The 14265-nt window shown below is 43.8% G+C and carries 14 protein-coding genes and 1 pseudogene; 3 read left to right on the top strand and 12 right to left on the bottom strand.

What is annotated here, in order from left to right; translation table 11 throughout:
• A pseudogene (locus tag JG770_RS08480) lies at positions 1-211 on the top strand (arginine decarboxylase); the annotation flags it as partial.
• A 41-nt stretch (positions 212-252) separates the two neighbouring features.
• On the opposite strand, the gene JG770_RS08475 reads toward JG770_RS08480, so the two are convergent.
• The 4 genes from JG770_RS08475 to JG770_RS08460 all read right to left on the bottom strand — a co-directional run bounded on the left by JG770_RS08475 (position 253) and on the right by JG770_RS08460 (position 4268).
• A complete protein-coding gene (locus JG770_RS08475; protein ID WP_291957743.1) occupies positions 253-1341 on the bottom strand; it encodes a uroporphyrinogen decarboxylase family protein in 1089 nt (362 codons plus the stop codon).
• A gap of 77 nt (positions 1342-1418) precedes the next feature.
• Entirely contained in the window at positions 1419-2180 is a 762-nt protein-coding gene (locus JG770_RS08470) for a nucleotidyltransferase family protein (RefSeq protein WP_291957740.1), read from the bottom strand.
• Positions 2126-3049, bottom strand: a complete 924-nt coding sequence (ispE, locus tag JG770_RS08465) for a 4-(cytidine 5'-diphospho)-2-C-methyl-D-erythritol kinase (protein ID WP_291957738.1) — start codon at positions 3047-3049, stop codon at positions 2126-2128. Before ispE ends, JG770_RS08470 begins: the two co-directional genes overlap by 55 nt.
• 52 nt (positions 3050-3101) lie before the next feature.
• Complete coding sequence (locus tag JG770_RS08460; protein WP_291957735.1) at positions 3102-4268, bottom strand: uroporphyrinogen decarboxylase family protein; 1167 nt, start codon at positions 4266-4268, stop codon at positions 3102-3104.
• 159 nt (positions 4269-4427) lie between these two features.
• On the opposite strand from JG770_RS08460, the gene JG770_RS08455 reads away from it, so the two are divergent.
• Together JG770_RS08455 and JG770_RS08450 are read left to right on the top strand one after the other, a co-directional pair.
• Positions 4428-4790, top strand: coding sequence for a cupin domain-containing protein (locus JG770_RS08455; protein WP_291957732.1), 363 nt, complete (start codon positions 4428-4430; stop codon positions 4788-4790).
• Positions 4791-4827: 37 nt separating this feature from the next.
• A complete protein-coding gene (locus JG770_RS08450) occupies positions 4828-5670 on the top strand; it encodes an NAD(P)-dependent oxidoreductase (protein WP_291957730.1) in 843 nt (280 codons plus the stop codon).
• Positions 5671-5711: 41 nt separating this feature from the next.
• Here the strand turns inward: JG770_RS08450 and JG770_RS08445 are convergent, their stop codons facing one another.
• The 8 genes from JG770_RS08445 to JG770_RS08410 form a co-directional block, all read right to left on the bottom strand.
• Positions 5712-6479: an SDR family oxidoreductase gene (locus JG770_RS08445; protein ID WP_291957727.1), complete on the bottom strand. Its 768-nt coding sequence runs from the start codon at positions 6477-6479 to the stop codon at positions 5712-5714.
• Between the two features lie 11 nt (positions 6480-6490).
• Positions 6491-7228, bottom strand: coding sequence for an SDR family oxidoreductase (locus tag JG770_RS08440; RefSeq protein ID WP_291957724.1), 738 nt, complete (start codon positions 7226-7228; stop codon positions 6491-6493).
• The gene (locus JG770_RS08435) at positions 7215-8426 is read right to left on the bottom strand and encodes an AGE family epimerase/isomerase (protein WP_291957723.1); all 1212 of its coding nucleotides are present in this window, start codon (positions 8424-8426) and stop codon (positions 7215-7217) included. The genes JG770_RS08440 and JG770_RS08435 overlap by 14 nt, the downstream gene beginning before the upstream one ends.
• Positions 8427-8451: 25 nt before the next feature.
• Complete coding sequence (locus JG770_RS08430) at positions 8452-9357, bottom strand: RraA family protein (RefSeq protein WP_291957720.1); 906 nt, start codon at positions 9355-9357, stop codon at positions 8452-8454.
• 11 nt (positions 9358-9368) lie between these two features.
• A complete protein-coding gene (locus JG770_RS08425) occupies positions 9369-10727 on the bottom strand; it encodes a mandelate racemase/muconate lactonizing enzyme family protein (protein WP_291957718.1) in 1359 nt (452 codons plus the stop codon).
• An 81-nt stretch (positions 10728-10808) separates the two neighbouring features.
• Positions 10809-11804: a cellulase family glycosylhydrolase gene (locus JG770_RS08420; RefSeq protein WP_291957714.1), complete on the bottom strand. Its 996-nt coding sequence runs from the start codon at positions 11802-11804 to the stop codon at positions 10809-10811.
• A gap of 102 nt (positions 11805-11906) precedes the next feature.
• Positions 11907-13520, bottom strand: a complete 1614-nt coding sequence (locus JG770_RS08415; RefSeq protein WP_291957711.1) for a hypothetical protein — start codon at positions 13518-13520, stop codon at positions 11907-11909.
• A gap of 175 nt (positions 13521-13695) precedes the next feature.
• Positions 13696-14265: carbohydrate ABC transporter permease (locus tag JG770_RS08410; RefSeq protein WP_291957708.1), on the bottom strand; the 570-nt coding region annotated here is incomplete at its 5' end.

The raw sequence follows: 14265 nt of genomic DNA, 5'->3' as shown, positions 1-14265 counted from the left end.
CCGCAAGCGTTCGATACGCCTTGAACAGGCGGTTGGCGAGATTAGCGGCGAGATGATAATGGCTTATCCGCCAGGTATTCCGGCCGTTTGTCCGGGAGAGAGGATCACGCAGGATGTGGTGGACTATGTTAATATATTAAAAGAAGAGGAATGCCAGCTCCAAGGCACAGAGGATCCATATGTCAATTATATAAAAGTTTTAGGCGAATAAAAGACAGCATCAATAAGCTGTCTTTTTATCACCTCCCGCCTCTACAGGTAGTTTATCGGATAATTGCCGTATTGTTTTATCAATTCGGTTATAGCCATAAGGTTTTCTATAGGCGTACCATAAGATGTAGCATCGCCGGTAGACAGTATAAATCTATCGCCTGGGGCTACTTTTTTAAGTATATCGAGAACATACGCCTTGGTCTGCTCCACATCCATGCGTTTCAAAGCCGGCGGTTCTATGCCGCCTATCACAACCTTGCCCGGCCACATTTCCAAGGCCTCATGCGCCCATGTATCGCCTGTGGTAGGCGGACATATCGAGTCGACTCCATCTACCACAAGATTAGCCACCTGATAGCGCATCCCTTTCAGCTTACCGCACATATGCGATATATAGATCTTCCCCGCCTCATGCAATATATCGGCGTATTGATCCAGATAGTCGGCACAGTACATATCGAACCATCTCGGGCTCATTACAGTAGTAGATGTATCCTCATATACGATTATAATTTGAGCCGGTGATTTAGCCATGACCTCATAGCATTCCAGATTGCTCTTATGCATGGCCTCCATAAGGTCATGCATCTCATCGGGATAATCGGCCACAGCGTAGGTAAACCCCTCTATCCCCATAATATCCTGCAGCAATACCTGTATCGGCGTCAGCGGGCCCGACGCAGTTGCCAGACCATCATCGCCTATATAATCCTGCTCTTTTATGAATGGCTGGTAGTCCGGCTCGTAATAGCGGCTTTGAACGACATACTTGTACGTCCTTACATCGTCTTTATTTTCTATAAAATGCTTTATTCTGAAGCTGGTATTTCCACCTTGCTGATATACTTGATATACGCTGCCAACCGGCGTTTCAAAGGTCTGAATCTCCTTATCTCCCTCACGTCTCACCGAATATTTCACGCTGGTATCCATTTTCCCATTTACTACAGGTACATGTCGTTCAAACACATCAGCACCTATATAACGCAGCGTCTCCACCACATTCATTTCGCGCAAGCCCTGCTCGGCAAGCGATGATGTATAATATCCGTCTATCAGCGGCGCCCACGGTATCCTGTCCGGATGTCGGCCATTTAGTACTGCCAATAACCGTTCTTTTGATGTCATATATCAATACCTATCCTTTCATCATTATAACTAATCTTATATTATAGGCGCATGGAAATACAATATTCCTTATATTTTCATATAGGCTGCGATTTACTCTGAGAAAAGTATTTTATTACTATGTCAATATCGCTGGGTTTATCCACATCGTTTCCTATTTCGGGATAATCGGATATTATGGCTTTAGCTGTTATATTCAATATTTGGCCGAAACGCTGTTCGATTTGTTGAATGGTGCCTATCCCCAAAACCAATTTTATAAGCAAACCGATGCCGAGCAGCCTAGCAGTCTTTATAGGTTCTTTGCGAAATTCTATTAATTTTTCAGCAAAGTCCTTGCATCTTTGAAATACCGCAGGAGAAATATAAATTATATTGCCCCCGGTAAATGTGCCATCCTTTAACTTCACATAGGTACGTTCGATGCCCGGAAATTGTCTTTCATTTATTTCTTTATTAACCACAGGATAACAAAAGTCCGCTTTCACAGCTTCACTGCGCTTTATAAAGTCTTCTACGGCATCCGGCGTTATCATAGGTATGTCGGACGTCAAGATAAGCACATGCTCGTCCGATGCGAACACTTCTATCCCTTTGCTGGCGTTTTCCAACATAGAAGAACCCTGTGGTATTATATAGTCCACTTTATCGCCTATAACCGGTTTAAGTTTTTCGGCAGGACCTACCACCGCTATCTTACCTACATACGGTGTTGACCTCAACGCATCGATTATATACTCTATCATCGGCTTATCGTCTATAAGCATCAGCGCCTTATTGCCTTCTAAAGCGCTGTGGCCGTCTTCATTATCGCCGGCCAGTATAATAGCATTAAGCATATTTCCTCCCTTTCCCCTATAAGCGGTGCCAAAAAAACTTCGCTGCCTGGCACGACGGCTTTAAGTCTGTCGACAGCCGCTATAGCCTCCGCCCGATTATCGAATATACCAAATACAGACGGGCCGCTGCCGCTCATACAACTGCCCAAACAATGACATTGTGCCATAACTTTTTTTATTTCATCTATCAGTGGATAGCGTTTGACCACCACAGGTTCCAAAGTATTAAACAAGCACTTGCCTATGGCCTCCAAATCCGAGCGTTCTATAGCTTGGAGCAAGGGTTCTATGGAAGCATGGGATTTTACAATCGTTTCGTCCCATCCCTTATATGCCTCAGCCGTTGATACAGCGATAGGCGGTGTAATCAAAACCAAATACCCTTGCGGTAAAGCCTTTAACGGGGTAAGCCTCTCACCTATGCCTTCGGCCAACACCGTTCCGCCTTCAACGCAGTAAGGCACATCGGCGCCTAATGTGAGAGCTATATCTCTAAGCTCTTGCGCCGTTGCTTTTACTTTCCATAGCTTGTTTAAGCCTCTTAATACGGCGGCGGCATCACTGCTGCCGCCGGCCAGTCCCGCCGCGACAGGTATGTGCTTGTCTATGTATATGCGCACCCCATATGATATATTGAAATACCTGCAAAAGGCTTCGGCGGCTTTATAAGCCAGATTGGTATTATCCCATGGCAGGCAACTGTCGGAGCCCTCCAATATTATACCGTTATCGGCCTCCTCTATCTCTACCGTATCATAAAGCGGTATGCTATGCATTATCATCTTCAGAAGATGATATCCGTCCTGTCGCCGGCCTATTATATCCAGGAAAATATTTATCTTTGCATTTGCTTTTTCTATAATCCTCATGTATATAGTTTAGCATCAGACGCACTTTATTGCAATAACGAATGCTGCTGTATCAATATCTCCCATATTGTTTACAGGCCTCATACATAGCCGCTATATTCTCTAGCGGTGTATGCGGTGCCAGATTGTTACCTTCACGCAGCACAAATCGCCCGCCATTTTTTACACCGCTTTCCATAATGCGTTGCACCTTTGCCTTTATAGTTTCCGGATCGGCTGTTCGCAAGAACTCCACATGTGGTCCGCCATTTATCCTAACTTTTGGCCCCAGTTCTCTGGCCACTTGCCTTAAATCAATAGGAAACCCTGTATCAAACTCGTAAACATTGAGCTCTTGTTTTATTATTGGAAAATGGCGCGACGCATCGCCGCACAGATGAATAGAACGCACAGCATCGGGTGCCGATAAACCTTCGCACAACCGTTTGTGATACGGCAATATAAACTCTTCATACATCTCACAGGATAGCAACGATATGCTGTCATCAGCAAACCCCCATGATTTGGGATACATCTCCAATCCCAAGTATTTGCGCCACGCCTGTATGCGCCGTATGGTGGCTTCGGTGATATACGAAAGCAGTTTATGAGCGTATTCGGAATCCAGCATTAAGTCCATGCAGAATTCAGTAGCTCCGCGTATGTTGCAAGCTACGGTCATGGGGCCATCGGTGCCCAAGCCTGATACGCCACCCACTTTAGCCTTTATACCTTTATAGTTATACGTTTTCGCTTTATCCTGGAAGTATTCATAATACTCTTTTGCCTTGGCCATAAGACCAGAAAACGGATCTGGTATCCCTTTTTCGAACAACATATTCTTATGGTTGTCATCGAGTATTGGGCGCGTATCCGGCACGTTACCTTCTATATAATATATGGGACAACCAAACCATGCAGCCTCATAGAAGTTCTGGAAGTCCGCCCATACATTCCATGTTTCACCCTCCTCAGGCAAGCCCATCATCTGATCGTACAAAATATGATGGCGGTTCCAATCACTGAACCTCACCTGACATTCGAACATAACATCAGGATCTTCTATGTACTGCTTAAATGAAATGTTTTCCGGATTGGCACCATCATTGAATATAAAATAGCGAGTATTAGTGCCGATGATCATAGGAACTCTTAACGGGTTCCCTTTATTATATGAATCCCAAACTTCCTTTACTTCTTCGTTGTGCTTTTTAAAATCATAATTACTCAAATCAAACATTTTTACATCTCCAATCTTCTAATTTTTCACATCACCATAAGATTTGCTTCTACAACCCAGTTGCCTATAGTGAAAATAGCTACGGATCAAAATTCGTTGACGATCGCACTTATTTATGATAGTATGACTGCATATTAAAAGTGCAAGGAGGTAGCAGTAATGGTAAAAGTAAACTGGCGCAGCGTACGGCCTTCAATAGTCCATGGAGCCGGCATAGATTGGAGGCTATTATCCGGCCAATCACTAAGAAACAGCGACGACCCTTCAGCATGTATGGAAGCCATGATGTATGTATCCCTAGCATCATTGCAACCTTCATTATCTTATCACCCTCACTCTCATGACGACCACGAAGAGGTATACTATATCATAAGCGGAAAGGGCGAGATATGCATAAACGATGAGATACAGCCAATACGCGACGGAGATATAATATACATAGGCGTAAATCAGATCCACGAGATACGCAATACTGGTGATGAAATGCTGGACTTCCTCGCTTTTGCCGCACAAACAAAATAATTCAAAATAGCTCGATATTTGAAAGGTGGGTTAATTTATGAAAATAGCGGTCACAGGTGCCCACGGTAAAGTAGGGCAGGCTGTTATAAACGACCTCTTGAATAATGACTACGAAGTGCGTGCCATAACGCACAGTCATTGGAACGAATGTCCGGTAGAACAGGTATCGGCTGACATTACAAATTATGAGCAAGTATACGACGCTCTGGCCGGCTGCCAAGCCGTCATCCATCTGGCTGCGATACCCAGCCCCAGAAAAAATGCCGATACGCTGGTCGTGCACACAAATGTCATAGGAAACTATAATATCATGTTAGCCGCAGGCAATCTGGGTATAAAGCATATAGCTGTAGCTTCCAGTGATTGTGCTTTGGGTTTCACCTATAGCCTCAACAGGCCTAAGCCTATCTATTTGCCTGTAGATGAGCAACACCCAGCACGTCCGGACGATTGCTACGGCCTATCCAAGGTTTTATCCGAACGCACCGGTGATGCCATGGTTCAACGTTTCCCCGGCATCACTATAGCTAGCCTCCGCATTACCCATGTGATTAATGCCGAAGAATATTCCCCCGATTCTTATTTTTCACAATGGCATGATAATCCCGAGGCCGGGCCATGGAATCTATGGTCATATATAGACGCCCGTGATGTTGCCAGAGCATTCAGGCTGGCAATAGAAACCGATTTCAACGGCCATGAAATATTCTGCATAGCAGCGCCAAATACTAGATGTTCCATACCATCCGCAGTCTTAATAGAGAAATACTTTCCAAACGCCCGGCTCAAAAAACCGTTTGCCGATCATGAAAGCCTAGAAGATTCATCAAAAGCCGAACAAATACTGGGTTTCAAAGCAATACATAGATGGGACACGTGATTTCGGCGGTATAGCTCAAACGCATCCGACACCTGTATTATTTACAACAGGATAGCTCCGCCATCCACGATAATGCTGGCTCCCGATATATGATGGCCTTTTTGCGATGCTAAAAATATTACAACATTCGCTATATCCTCGGGCATTCCCGGCTTCACAAACGATAAGTCATACTTTCGCGGCCTATCTATGCGTTTATGTTTAAAAGGATGCGTCTGGCCGGATTTGAATTCAATCTTTATACCGCCGGGCAATATTTCATTGACCGTTATACCATATCGGGCAAACTCCAATGCTGCTTCCCGGGTAAGCATTTTTATTCCACCTTTTGTCATCGAATAACATACATCAAAATCGCCCGGGCGTATGCCATGCACCGATGATATATTTATTATTCTCGGACATTGACTGTTCTTAAGATAAGGCAACGCAGCCTGCATGCAGCGAAAATACCCTCCGAGATTTATATCCATAATTCTATCATAATCCTCCTCGGTATATTCGTCTATATCCATGTTAGGCTGCCACGCCGCATTGTTTACCAATATATCTATGCCGTCATAAAGTTCAACGGCTTTGGCTATCATAGCATCAACCTGATCTCTGTCGGCCACATCGGCATACATCGTGAAAGCCTCCCCGCCTGATCCTCGTATGTCGGCGACTGTTCTTTCAGCCATATCAGGATTTGAGTTATAGTTAAAGAGCACATTAGCCCCTTCAGCTGCCAAGGCCTTGCTGATACCCGCTCCGATGCCTTTGCCCCCGCCTGTAACGACAGCCGTATGTCCCTCCAGTAGTTTTGCCATATCGTCCACCCCTATCTGTCGCCATAATACAGCACATGGCCGCCATCCAGCCGGATATCAGCCCCGTTTATAAACGCTGCATCTTTTGAAATCAAAAAGCTCACCACATCTGCAATGTCTTGTGCTTTTACCAGTCTTCTTAATGGAATCTTGGTTTCGGCATCATAATTAAACGGCGAAATAAGACTATCCAATGATTCCCTTTGCTCTTCCATATAATCGGCTTCAATCACATTGGCTCGAACGCCCTTTCGTCCATAAAACAGCGCTATCTCCTTGCACAGCATCTTTACCGCACCCTTGGCTGTACTGTAAGCAAAAGCGCAGCCCGTAGGTTTTTCATCGTGCAGGGTTGACAGGTATATTATAGTCCCGTCGCCTTTTTGCGCCATATGTTCACCGAATACTTTAGTGGTAATAAAGGCGCTTTTTGCATTATAATCCAGAGCCCTTTTAAAATCTTGCTCCGTAATATCCTCAAGTCTCGCGCGCAAAATTACGTTATCCGTATGTATAAGGTAATTTACATCGCCTCTGTTCGATATTATCATATCCAACAACCTCTTCATATCAGCCAACGACCAAGTATCAAAAGCATAATCATCGCCAACCTCTGCTATGACACTTTTATTGCTCCGGCGCGGATAGTTATTTATAACGGTAATACCCTCGCTTTCCAATCTGGCTGCGATGGCGGCGGCAGCCGGATGAGAAGCATCTGTAATGAGCGCTGTTCTATTTGTCCCCATTGTCTTGCACGCCCTCCAACCTCTGAATCAATTCCAGGCACATTCTTGTATTATGATAAGGACATGTCCATCCGTCTATGCGATTGGCAAGCTGTTTATCCGAAACCGCAAATGAAAACCATCCGCCGTTTACATGATCTATAAGTTCTTTATTTACGAACTCCCATACCGTTATTGCCGCGTCGAGATATTTATCTTCCCCCGTCAATTGCCATGCATTGAAAAAGCCGACTACAGCTTCAGCCTGTACCCACCACACGCGATGTGGATCTATAACGCCTTCCGGCATCGATTCATTTATTATGCCTCCATTTTTATGCCATCCCTCTTTCAACACCGCCTGCGCCATATTTAGGGACACAGTTTTAACCCGCTCTTTTAAGCTATCATCGCCAAGCGCTTCGGCTGCTTCCCACAGCAACCAGCTTCCTTCTATATCGTGACCATAGGAAATTATAGGGCTTAAAGAATTCCACTGATCATCAAAGAAAAGCTTAAAGTGCCAAATATCATGATCTATTATCTTCTCTATCATAATCGCTATTTGCTCGTAGAGCTTATTCCTTAATCCGGTGTCCGGCCACACCTTGTAAAGAGCGGTATATGCTTCTAAAAGATGTAAATGCGTATTCATGGTCTTGGTAGCTGATTTATACGGATTTATATTGCTAACCTGCATTCCCTGTTCAAACTTCCAATCCCGTGTCAGCGCTTCATAATAACCTTTGTTTTGTTTATCATAAACATGCTCCTCCAGACAGCGATATACGGCTACAGCTTGCTCCAAAGCTTTTTTATCGTTAAACGCATTGTAATATTCCGACAAGCCGTATATGACAAAAGCCTGACCATATGTACGTTTAGTAGCATCGTATACCGTTCCGTCAGAATTAAGTTCCCAAAAGGCCCCTCCGAATTCGTCGTCTATAAAGTTTGAAAGCACGTAATCGTAGGCGCGTTGCGCCATCTCTTTATAACTTTGCTCGCCCAATACACAGTATGCCGCCGCAAATGTCCATATAAAGCGCGCATTTAATACTATATGCTTTCTGGCATCGGCATGAGGCTTAAGCTCCGCATCCACCACTCCATAAAAGCCGTCCTGTGGATCCGGAGCATACTTCTCCCAGAAAGCCAATATGCTTCGAGCTTCAGCTTTCATAGCATCATAAAAATGCTGTAATTCTTCACCCACCATATGAATTGCCTCTTTCTGTATAATCTTATAGTCTGATCTCGCCTCTGAACTCTTTGTTCTGTCTTTCTTTAGCCTCCTGCAGCTCTTTATCCCATGTAAGGTGCCTATACTCCTCGGCCTGAGGGTCTTTGTCAAACCAATCTATGAAGTCCTCCCACATGGATACTGTCCATGGAGCATCGATCTGAGCTGTGGTATAGCGTTTCTCCCCTAACCTTATAAACCCCCACACATCCCTTACATGAGATTTTTCGGCTCCTACTACACATTCTTCGGCCAAATGCGGTGGTATAAAAAGCACACCTGAATGGGTGCCCAGCACCACATCCCCAGGCAAGCATATAGCCTTGCCTATACGACATGGGCCATTGAATCCAACCAGCGTTACATCCCCTATACCTGTAGGATCATTGCCTCGATAATACGTTTTTATGGAATCGATGCCCATTATCTGTTCCACATCGCGCACCCCGCCCCATATTACCGAGCCTCCGCGTTTTGTCCTGGCCGCTATCGCAGTGGAAAGATTACCGCCTACAAATGTCCCCTGATATATCTTATCGAATAGATCTACTACTACCACATCATCTTCCACCAATGAATCGATCACCCATTGATTGAAGAAACCCCGACGGCCTTCTTTTTCGTAACCGTAATTCAATAATGTTTCATGTAAGTCAGGACGGTAGGGCACCATAACAGCCGTTACCGCGCGGCCTACCAGAACCTTATCCTCATTTATCACCTTAAAATCGCCTTCAAATTGATAGCGATATCCTTTACCCCACAATGGCCCCCATGCTTCCTCTAGCGTTATCTTTCGCATCCGGCGCAGTATATCATCGGGCACCTTGGGCCTTCCATCAGCAAATCTCTCGCCTTTCCACAGCGGCGTTATCTGCACTATATCATCATAATAATCGAATTTCATGGTAGCTCCTCCTAACTCCACAGTCTGTCATAGGACCATTCGTCGTCCCACTGCTCTGTTGATTCCCATAAGCCGGGAAAATCCGGATGAATATGTTCGGCCAGTACCTCGTCGTTAAGGGATTCTATGCCCAGTCCCGGAGTATCAGGTACCTTTATATATCCTTTGTCCACTATCGGCTTAGGCAAACCGTTCACCATATCATCCCACCATGGAACATCGGCCGAGTGATATTCCAATGCCAGGAAATTCTCAGTAGATGCTACGCTGTGTACCGCGGCCATACATGCTATAGGACTCTCAGCCATATGCACTGCCATAGCTATGCCGCGTTCCTGGGCCATATCTCCTATCTTCTTGTTTTCTAAAATGCCACCGGATGACAGTATATCAGGATGTATAATCGATACAGCATTGGTTTCCAAAAGCGGTTTAAAACCTTCTTTCAGGTATATATCCTCTCCAGTACATATAGGCACAGCTGTAGCTCTGGATAACCTCACATATTGTTCGGTCAACTGCCACGGTATAAGATCTTCCAACCATGCAAGATTATATTTCTCCAATCTGCGAGCTAATTTTATACAGTCTTCCACACATATATGTCCGACATGATCGATGGCCAGAGGCACCTCATATCCTATAATCGAGCGTACCTCGCTAACGTATTGTTCCAACATATCGAAACCCTTCTCGGTTATATGTATGCCGGTAAAGGGATGCGCTACATTCAGTATATCATACCAGCGGTTTCTGCAATATCTAAATTCTTCTTTGCATGAAGCTTTTGACATGGCATCAGCTCTAGCTTTCATTTCTTCTAGAAAACCGAGAGGAGCAGATATCGTGCCAGGCTCATGTATGATCTGATTGAGACCCAAATCCATTTTAAGAAAGGTAAATCCTCTCTCCATACGCTTCTTCAATGCATGGCCCATGGCAGTACCTGTATCGCGGCCACTTATGTCAGTATCACAGTATATCCGTATCTTATCGCGAAATTTACCGCCCAACATTTGATAAATAGGCACGCCGTATGCTTTGCCGGCTAAATCCCAAAGCGCCACTTCAATACCGCATACGCCGCCAGCTTGGCGCGACACACCTCCGAATTGTTTTATACGTCGGAATAGTTTGTCAACCTCACATGGATTTTCACCCAATAGTCTGCTCTTCAGCATAAGAGCATATGTCTTGCTGGCACCGTCGCGCACCTCTCCATATCCTACTAGCCCTTGATTGGTGTAAATTTTCATGAGGGTGCAATGCATAGGTGCTCCTGCTACATCTACAAATCTCATATCGGTGATCTTCAGATCAGACGGCTTAGAATATGTGTTTACGTGTTCCAATGCTTGACTATAATCCACCTTTTATACCCCCTATGTTTTTTATTTTATCGTAGATATTATAACACGATAAATATCTTTAGCAACCAGAAAAATATTTTATCAATACCTTTGCAATAGGTCCAACATCTCTTTATCTAATTTGTGGCCCTTATAGTCCACATAGCCAACATCAGTGCGTTCGCTATCCAATATACCAAATGGGCCTTTTAAGTTCCACAACGCATAGCCAATATTGTAACCTTTAAGTATATCCAATACATCTTCCATCCAACGAAGTACAACATCATGGGGAGTCTTGTTGAAGCAACCACCCTCGCCGCAATGTACACCCATATTAAAATTTTCCGCTATAGCAGCCCATGCCCCGTAATGCTTTTCAAGGCGTTCGCGATCCCACAAGCCATCTTCTGCATAACCACCAGGCCATTTAGGATATGGAAATCTTTGTTCCCGATCCACCCAAGAAGCTCTGTAATGCGTTACGCCAGACGGAATGTAGGCTCGGCAGCTTTGAGCTACGTTCTTTTTAGCCAGGTCACCTAAATCCGGCATAGGGACATTTCCGTATTGGAGACCATCCAGAAGTATAAGCCTATCAGGGTCTATTTCATGTATAGCCGATATAGTTGGCCGCATAACAGCAGCGTGCTCACCGGGACCAACTTTGGATGGTTCATTGACCAGATTAAAACTGACCTCTGAGGAAGGTATATTTTTATAACGTTTAGCAAACGTAGTCCAATGCAATTTAAACGCTTCCAATGCTTCCTCATCATGCCAAAGAACAAACGGTTCCACTCTATCCCCAGCTACGGAATATCCAGGTGCGCGATGAAAACTAATATTGACATGTACGCCGTACTTTTGTCCCCAACGAACTGCTTGGTCGACCGCATCCAATTTATTTTCATTAATGGAAAACGGATCATCATGGTCAATCCAAAAAGTGTAATTCAAAGGCAAACGAACGAAGTCAAACCCCAAATCAGAAACAATCTGAAAATCCTCTTCTTCAAAGTATCCGGGTGAATTCATCACAAACATACCAAGAAGATTGAAACCTCTCCAACGGGGGAGTACTCTTTGCTTATACATACTACAAACACTTTCCTTTCTTAAATATGGGCGAGAACAGAATATTTGCGGCAAAGACAAATTATCCAATTCTCGCCGTTATTATCTTTGACAACAGTCAGCTTATTTTAGTTTGGCATTGAGCTCATCGATGACAGGTTGCATCTTAGGAAGCATCTCTTTAACGTAGTTATTCCACGCCTTGGTTACATCATCATTTGAAGCAATAACTTCTTTCATTTTTGCAGTTACGTCCGATGAAAAAGAACCCCATTGCATGAATTTAGGACCATCAAAAGCATTTAAATCCCAGTTCAATGGATGTACATGATAATCAGGAGATGTCTGCATAAATTGATGTATAGCTTCAAACGCCTCAAACCCCTCTTTGCGGTCCGTCTCGGTAGGCGCTCTAAGAAGTCCCGGAGGCGTATATTCATTGAACGCCATATCTACATACGGACTTTTATAAGAGCCATCTGGATTTTTAGGCCACAAGATTTCCATAGTACCATCAGCCTTATCTTTATAGTCTTTGCCTGGTATACCAGCTACCCTAAATCTGCGTCCATCTTCAGTCAATAACCAATTCCACATATCAAGTATACGATTAAGTTTTTCGTCGTCTACTTTGTGGCTGATATTAGCAACAGTCCAATAATCCTCCGTCTGCGTAAGCCAAAAAGATTTGTTATCTTTTGGACTAAATACTACCATAGGAGCTATCTGATCGACGGTCTTTATTATACCACTGTCTAGCATCTTGGTATATGCTCCGTTAAACCAGCTTGGAGAATTATTGCCTAGGAACATAAATGAACGACCGCCGTAAAAATTATCTGCACCCTCAGAACCGCCAACAACCATCTGGTCTTTCCATATATAGCCTTCACGATACAACTGGGCTACAAACTTCAATTCCTCGAGAAACTCAGGTGTAGCCATATATGGTGTCCATGATCCGTTAACCTTAACATAGCCATTACGGTCTTCAGCCATTCCCAAAATTTCTGTAAATACAGTTGGAAAAGCCCACGCTTCCGATGTAATACCCAAAGTATTGCCAACCCCATTTTTACCTGGATCCTCTTTCTGGACGGTTTTGATCATTTCCTTGACTTCGTCCCAGGTATACATGTCGTCTTCTTTGTACATACCAACCTCTTTAGCCCAATCCCGGCGATATGCAAACATCGGATAATAGGCATCCTTTAGCCACTCAGGATTATTACGATAAGCCGGCCATCCATAAAGTTTCCCATCTATCGTAAGCACTTTATCGTCCGAAACAAGTTCTTCGCGTCGTTTAGCCAATTCCGGCCATTTACTAAGATCAGCAGGAATTTCTTTAAACGCGCCTTGATTTGCCCACGCACGAAATTCTCCCGTATTGCTTAATTTCATATCCCACCAAAGAATATCAGGAGTATCATCGGCAGCCACCCATGCTCGGACTTTCTCCAGCCAATCTCCCCACGTTACCGGAATATATTTCCACTCAACATTAAACTTTTCATTAAACCACTTATTTTTTTCAGTTTTACCAGATTTTTCGGCATCCAAAACCGACATACTGATTGTCATCTTTTCAGCATACGGATTTGCGTTCTCTTGCACCGAACTATCGTTCTCAGATGATGTATCAGTATTTTCGTCCTGCGTTGATTTGCCGCAAGCTACTACGCCAACAAGCATAAGCAGAACTATAACAAAGCATAGAACCTTCTTCATACCCATATAAACAATCCTCTCCTTTTTATATTATTTAATAGGAACTGTGTAATTTTATAAAACACTTGAAACTTACCATCTCAAACCATGAACATTCACCTCCATCCTTGCTTAGTACAGTAGCCGCTAAATTCTACAGCCGTTAAATATTATTACACAGACCTATCACACGCAAATGTCTCTACCCCTTGACTGCTCCTAAAGTAAGACCGGTAATAAAGTACCTTTGAAGGAATGGATAAAGCGCCATTATAGGAAACATTGTAACCACAATGCTCGCCATCTTTACACCTTCTCCATATGTCGGGGGGCGAGTCTCACCGGTCATGGCCTGATTCGACACAAAATTTGCATCTTGAATAATCTTGCGCAACGTGAGTTGCAATGGCCATTTATCTATGTCCTTAAGGAACAACATGCCATGCCACCACTCATTCCAACGTTCTACCGCATAATAAAGTGTAAAAGTGGCAAGTATAGGTAATGAAAGCGGTAAGATTATGCGGATAAGTATCGTCATTTCACTAGCACCATCCATACTGGCTGATTCTATTAATTCCTTAGGTAAACTGGAAAAATAATTTGATATTATAAGCATATAACTTACTGAAATAACGGAGGGCAATACCAGCACCCAAAAGCTATCCATTAAGCCAACATCTCTTATAAGTAAATAATAGGGGATCAAGCCTCCACCGAAATACATTGTAAAAACTACAAGAAACCTGAAAAAATTACGTCCTGGTATCGG

The organism is Mahella sp. (assembly GCF_020054945.1).
Classification (GTDB): Bacteria; Bacillota; Clostridia; order Mahellales; family Mahellaceae; genus Mahella.
The sequence above is the reverse complement of the archived record's forward strand: the minus strand, read 5'-3'. Positions and strand labels throughout refer to the sequence as shown.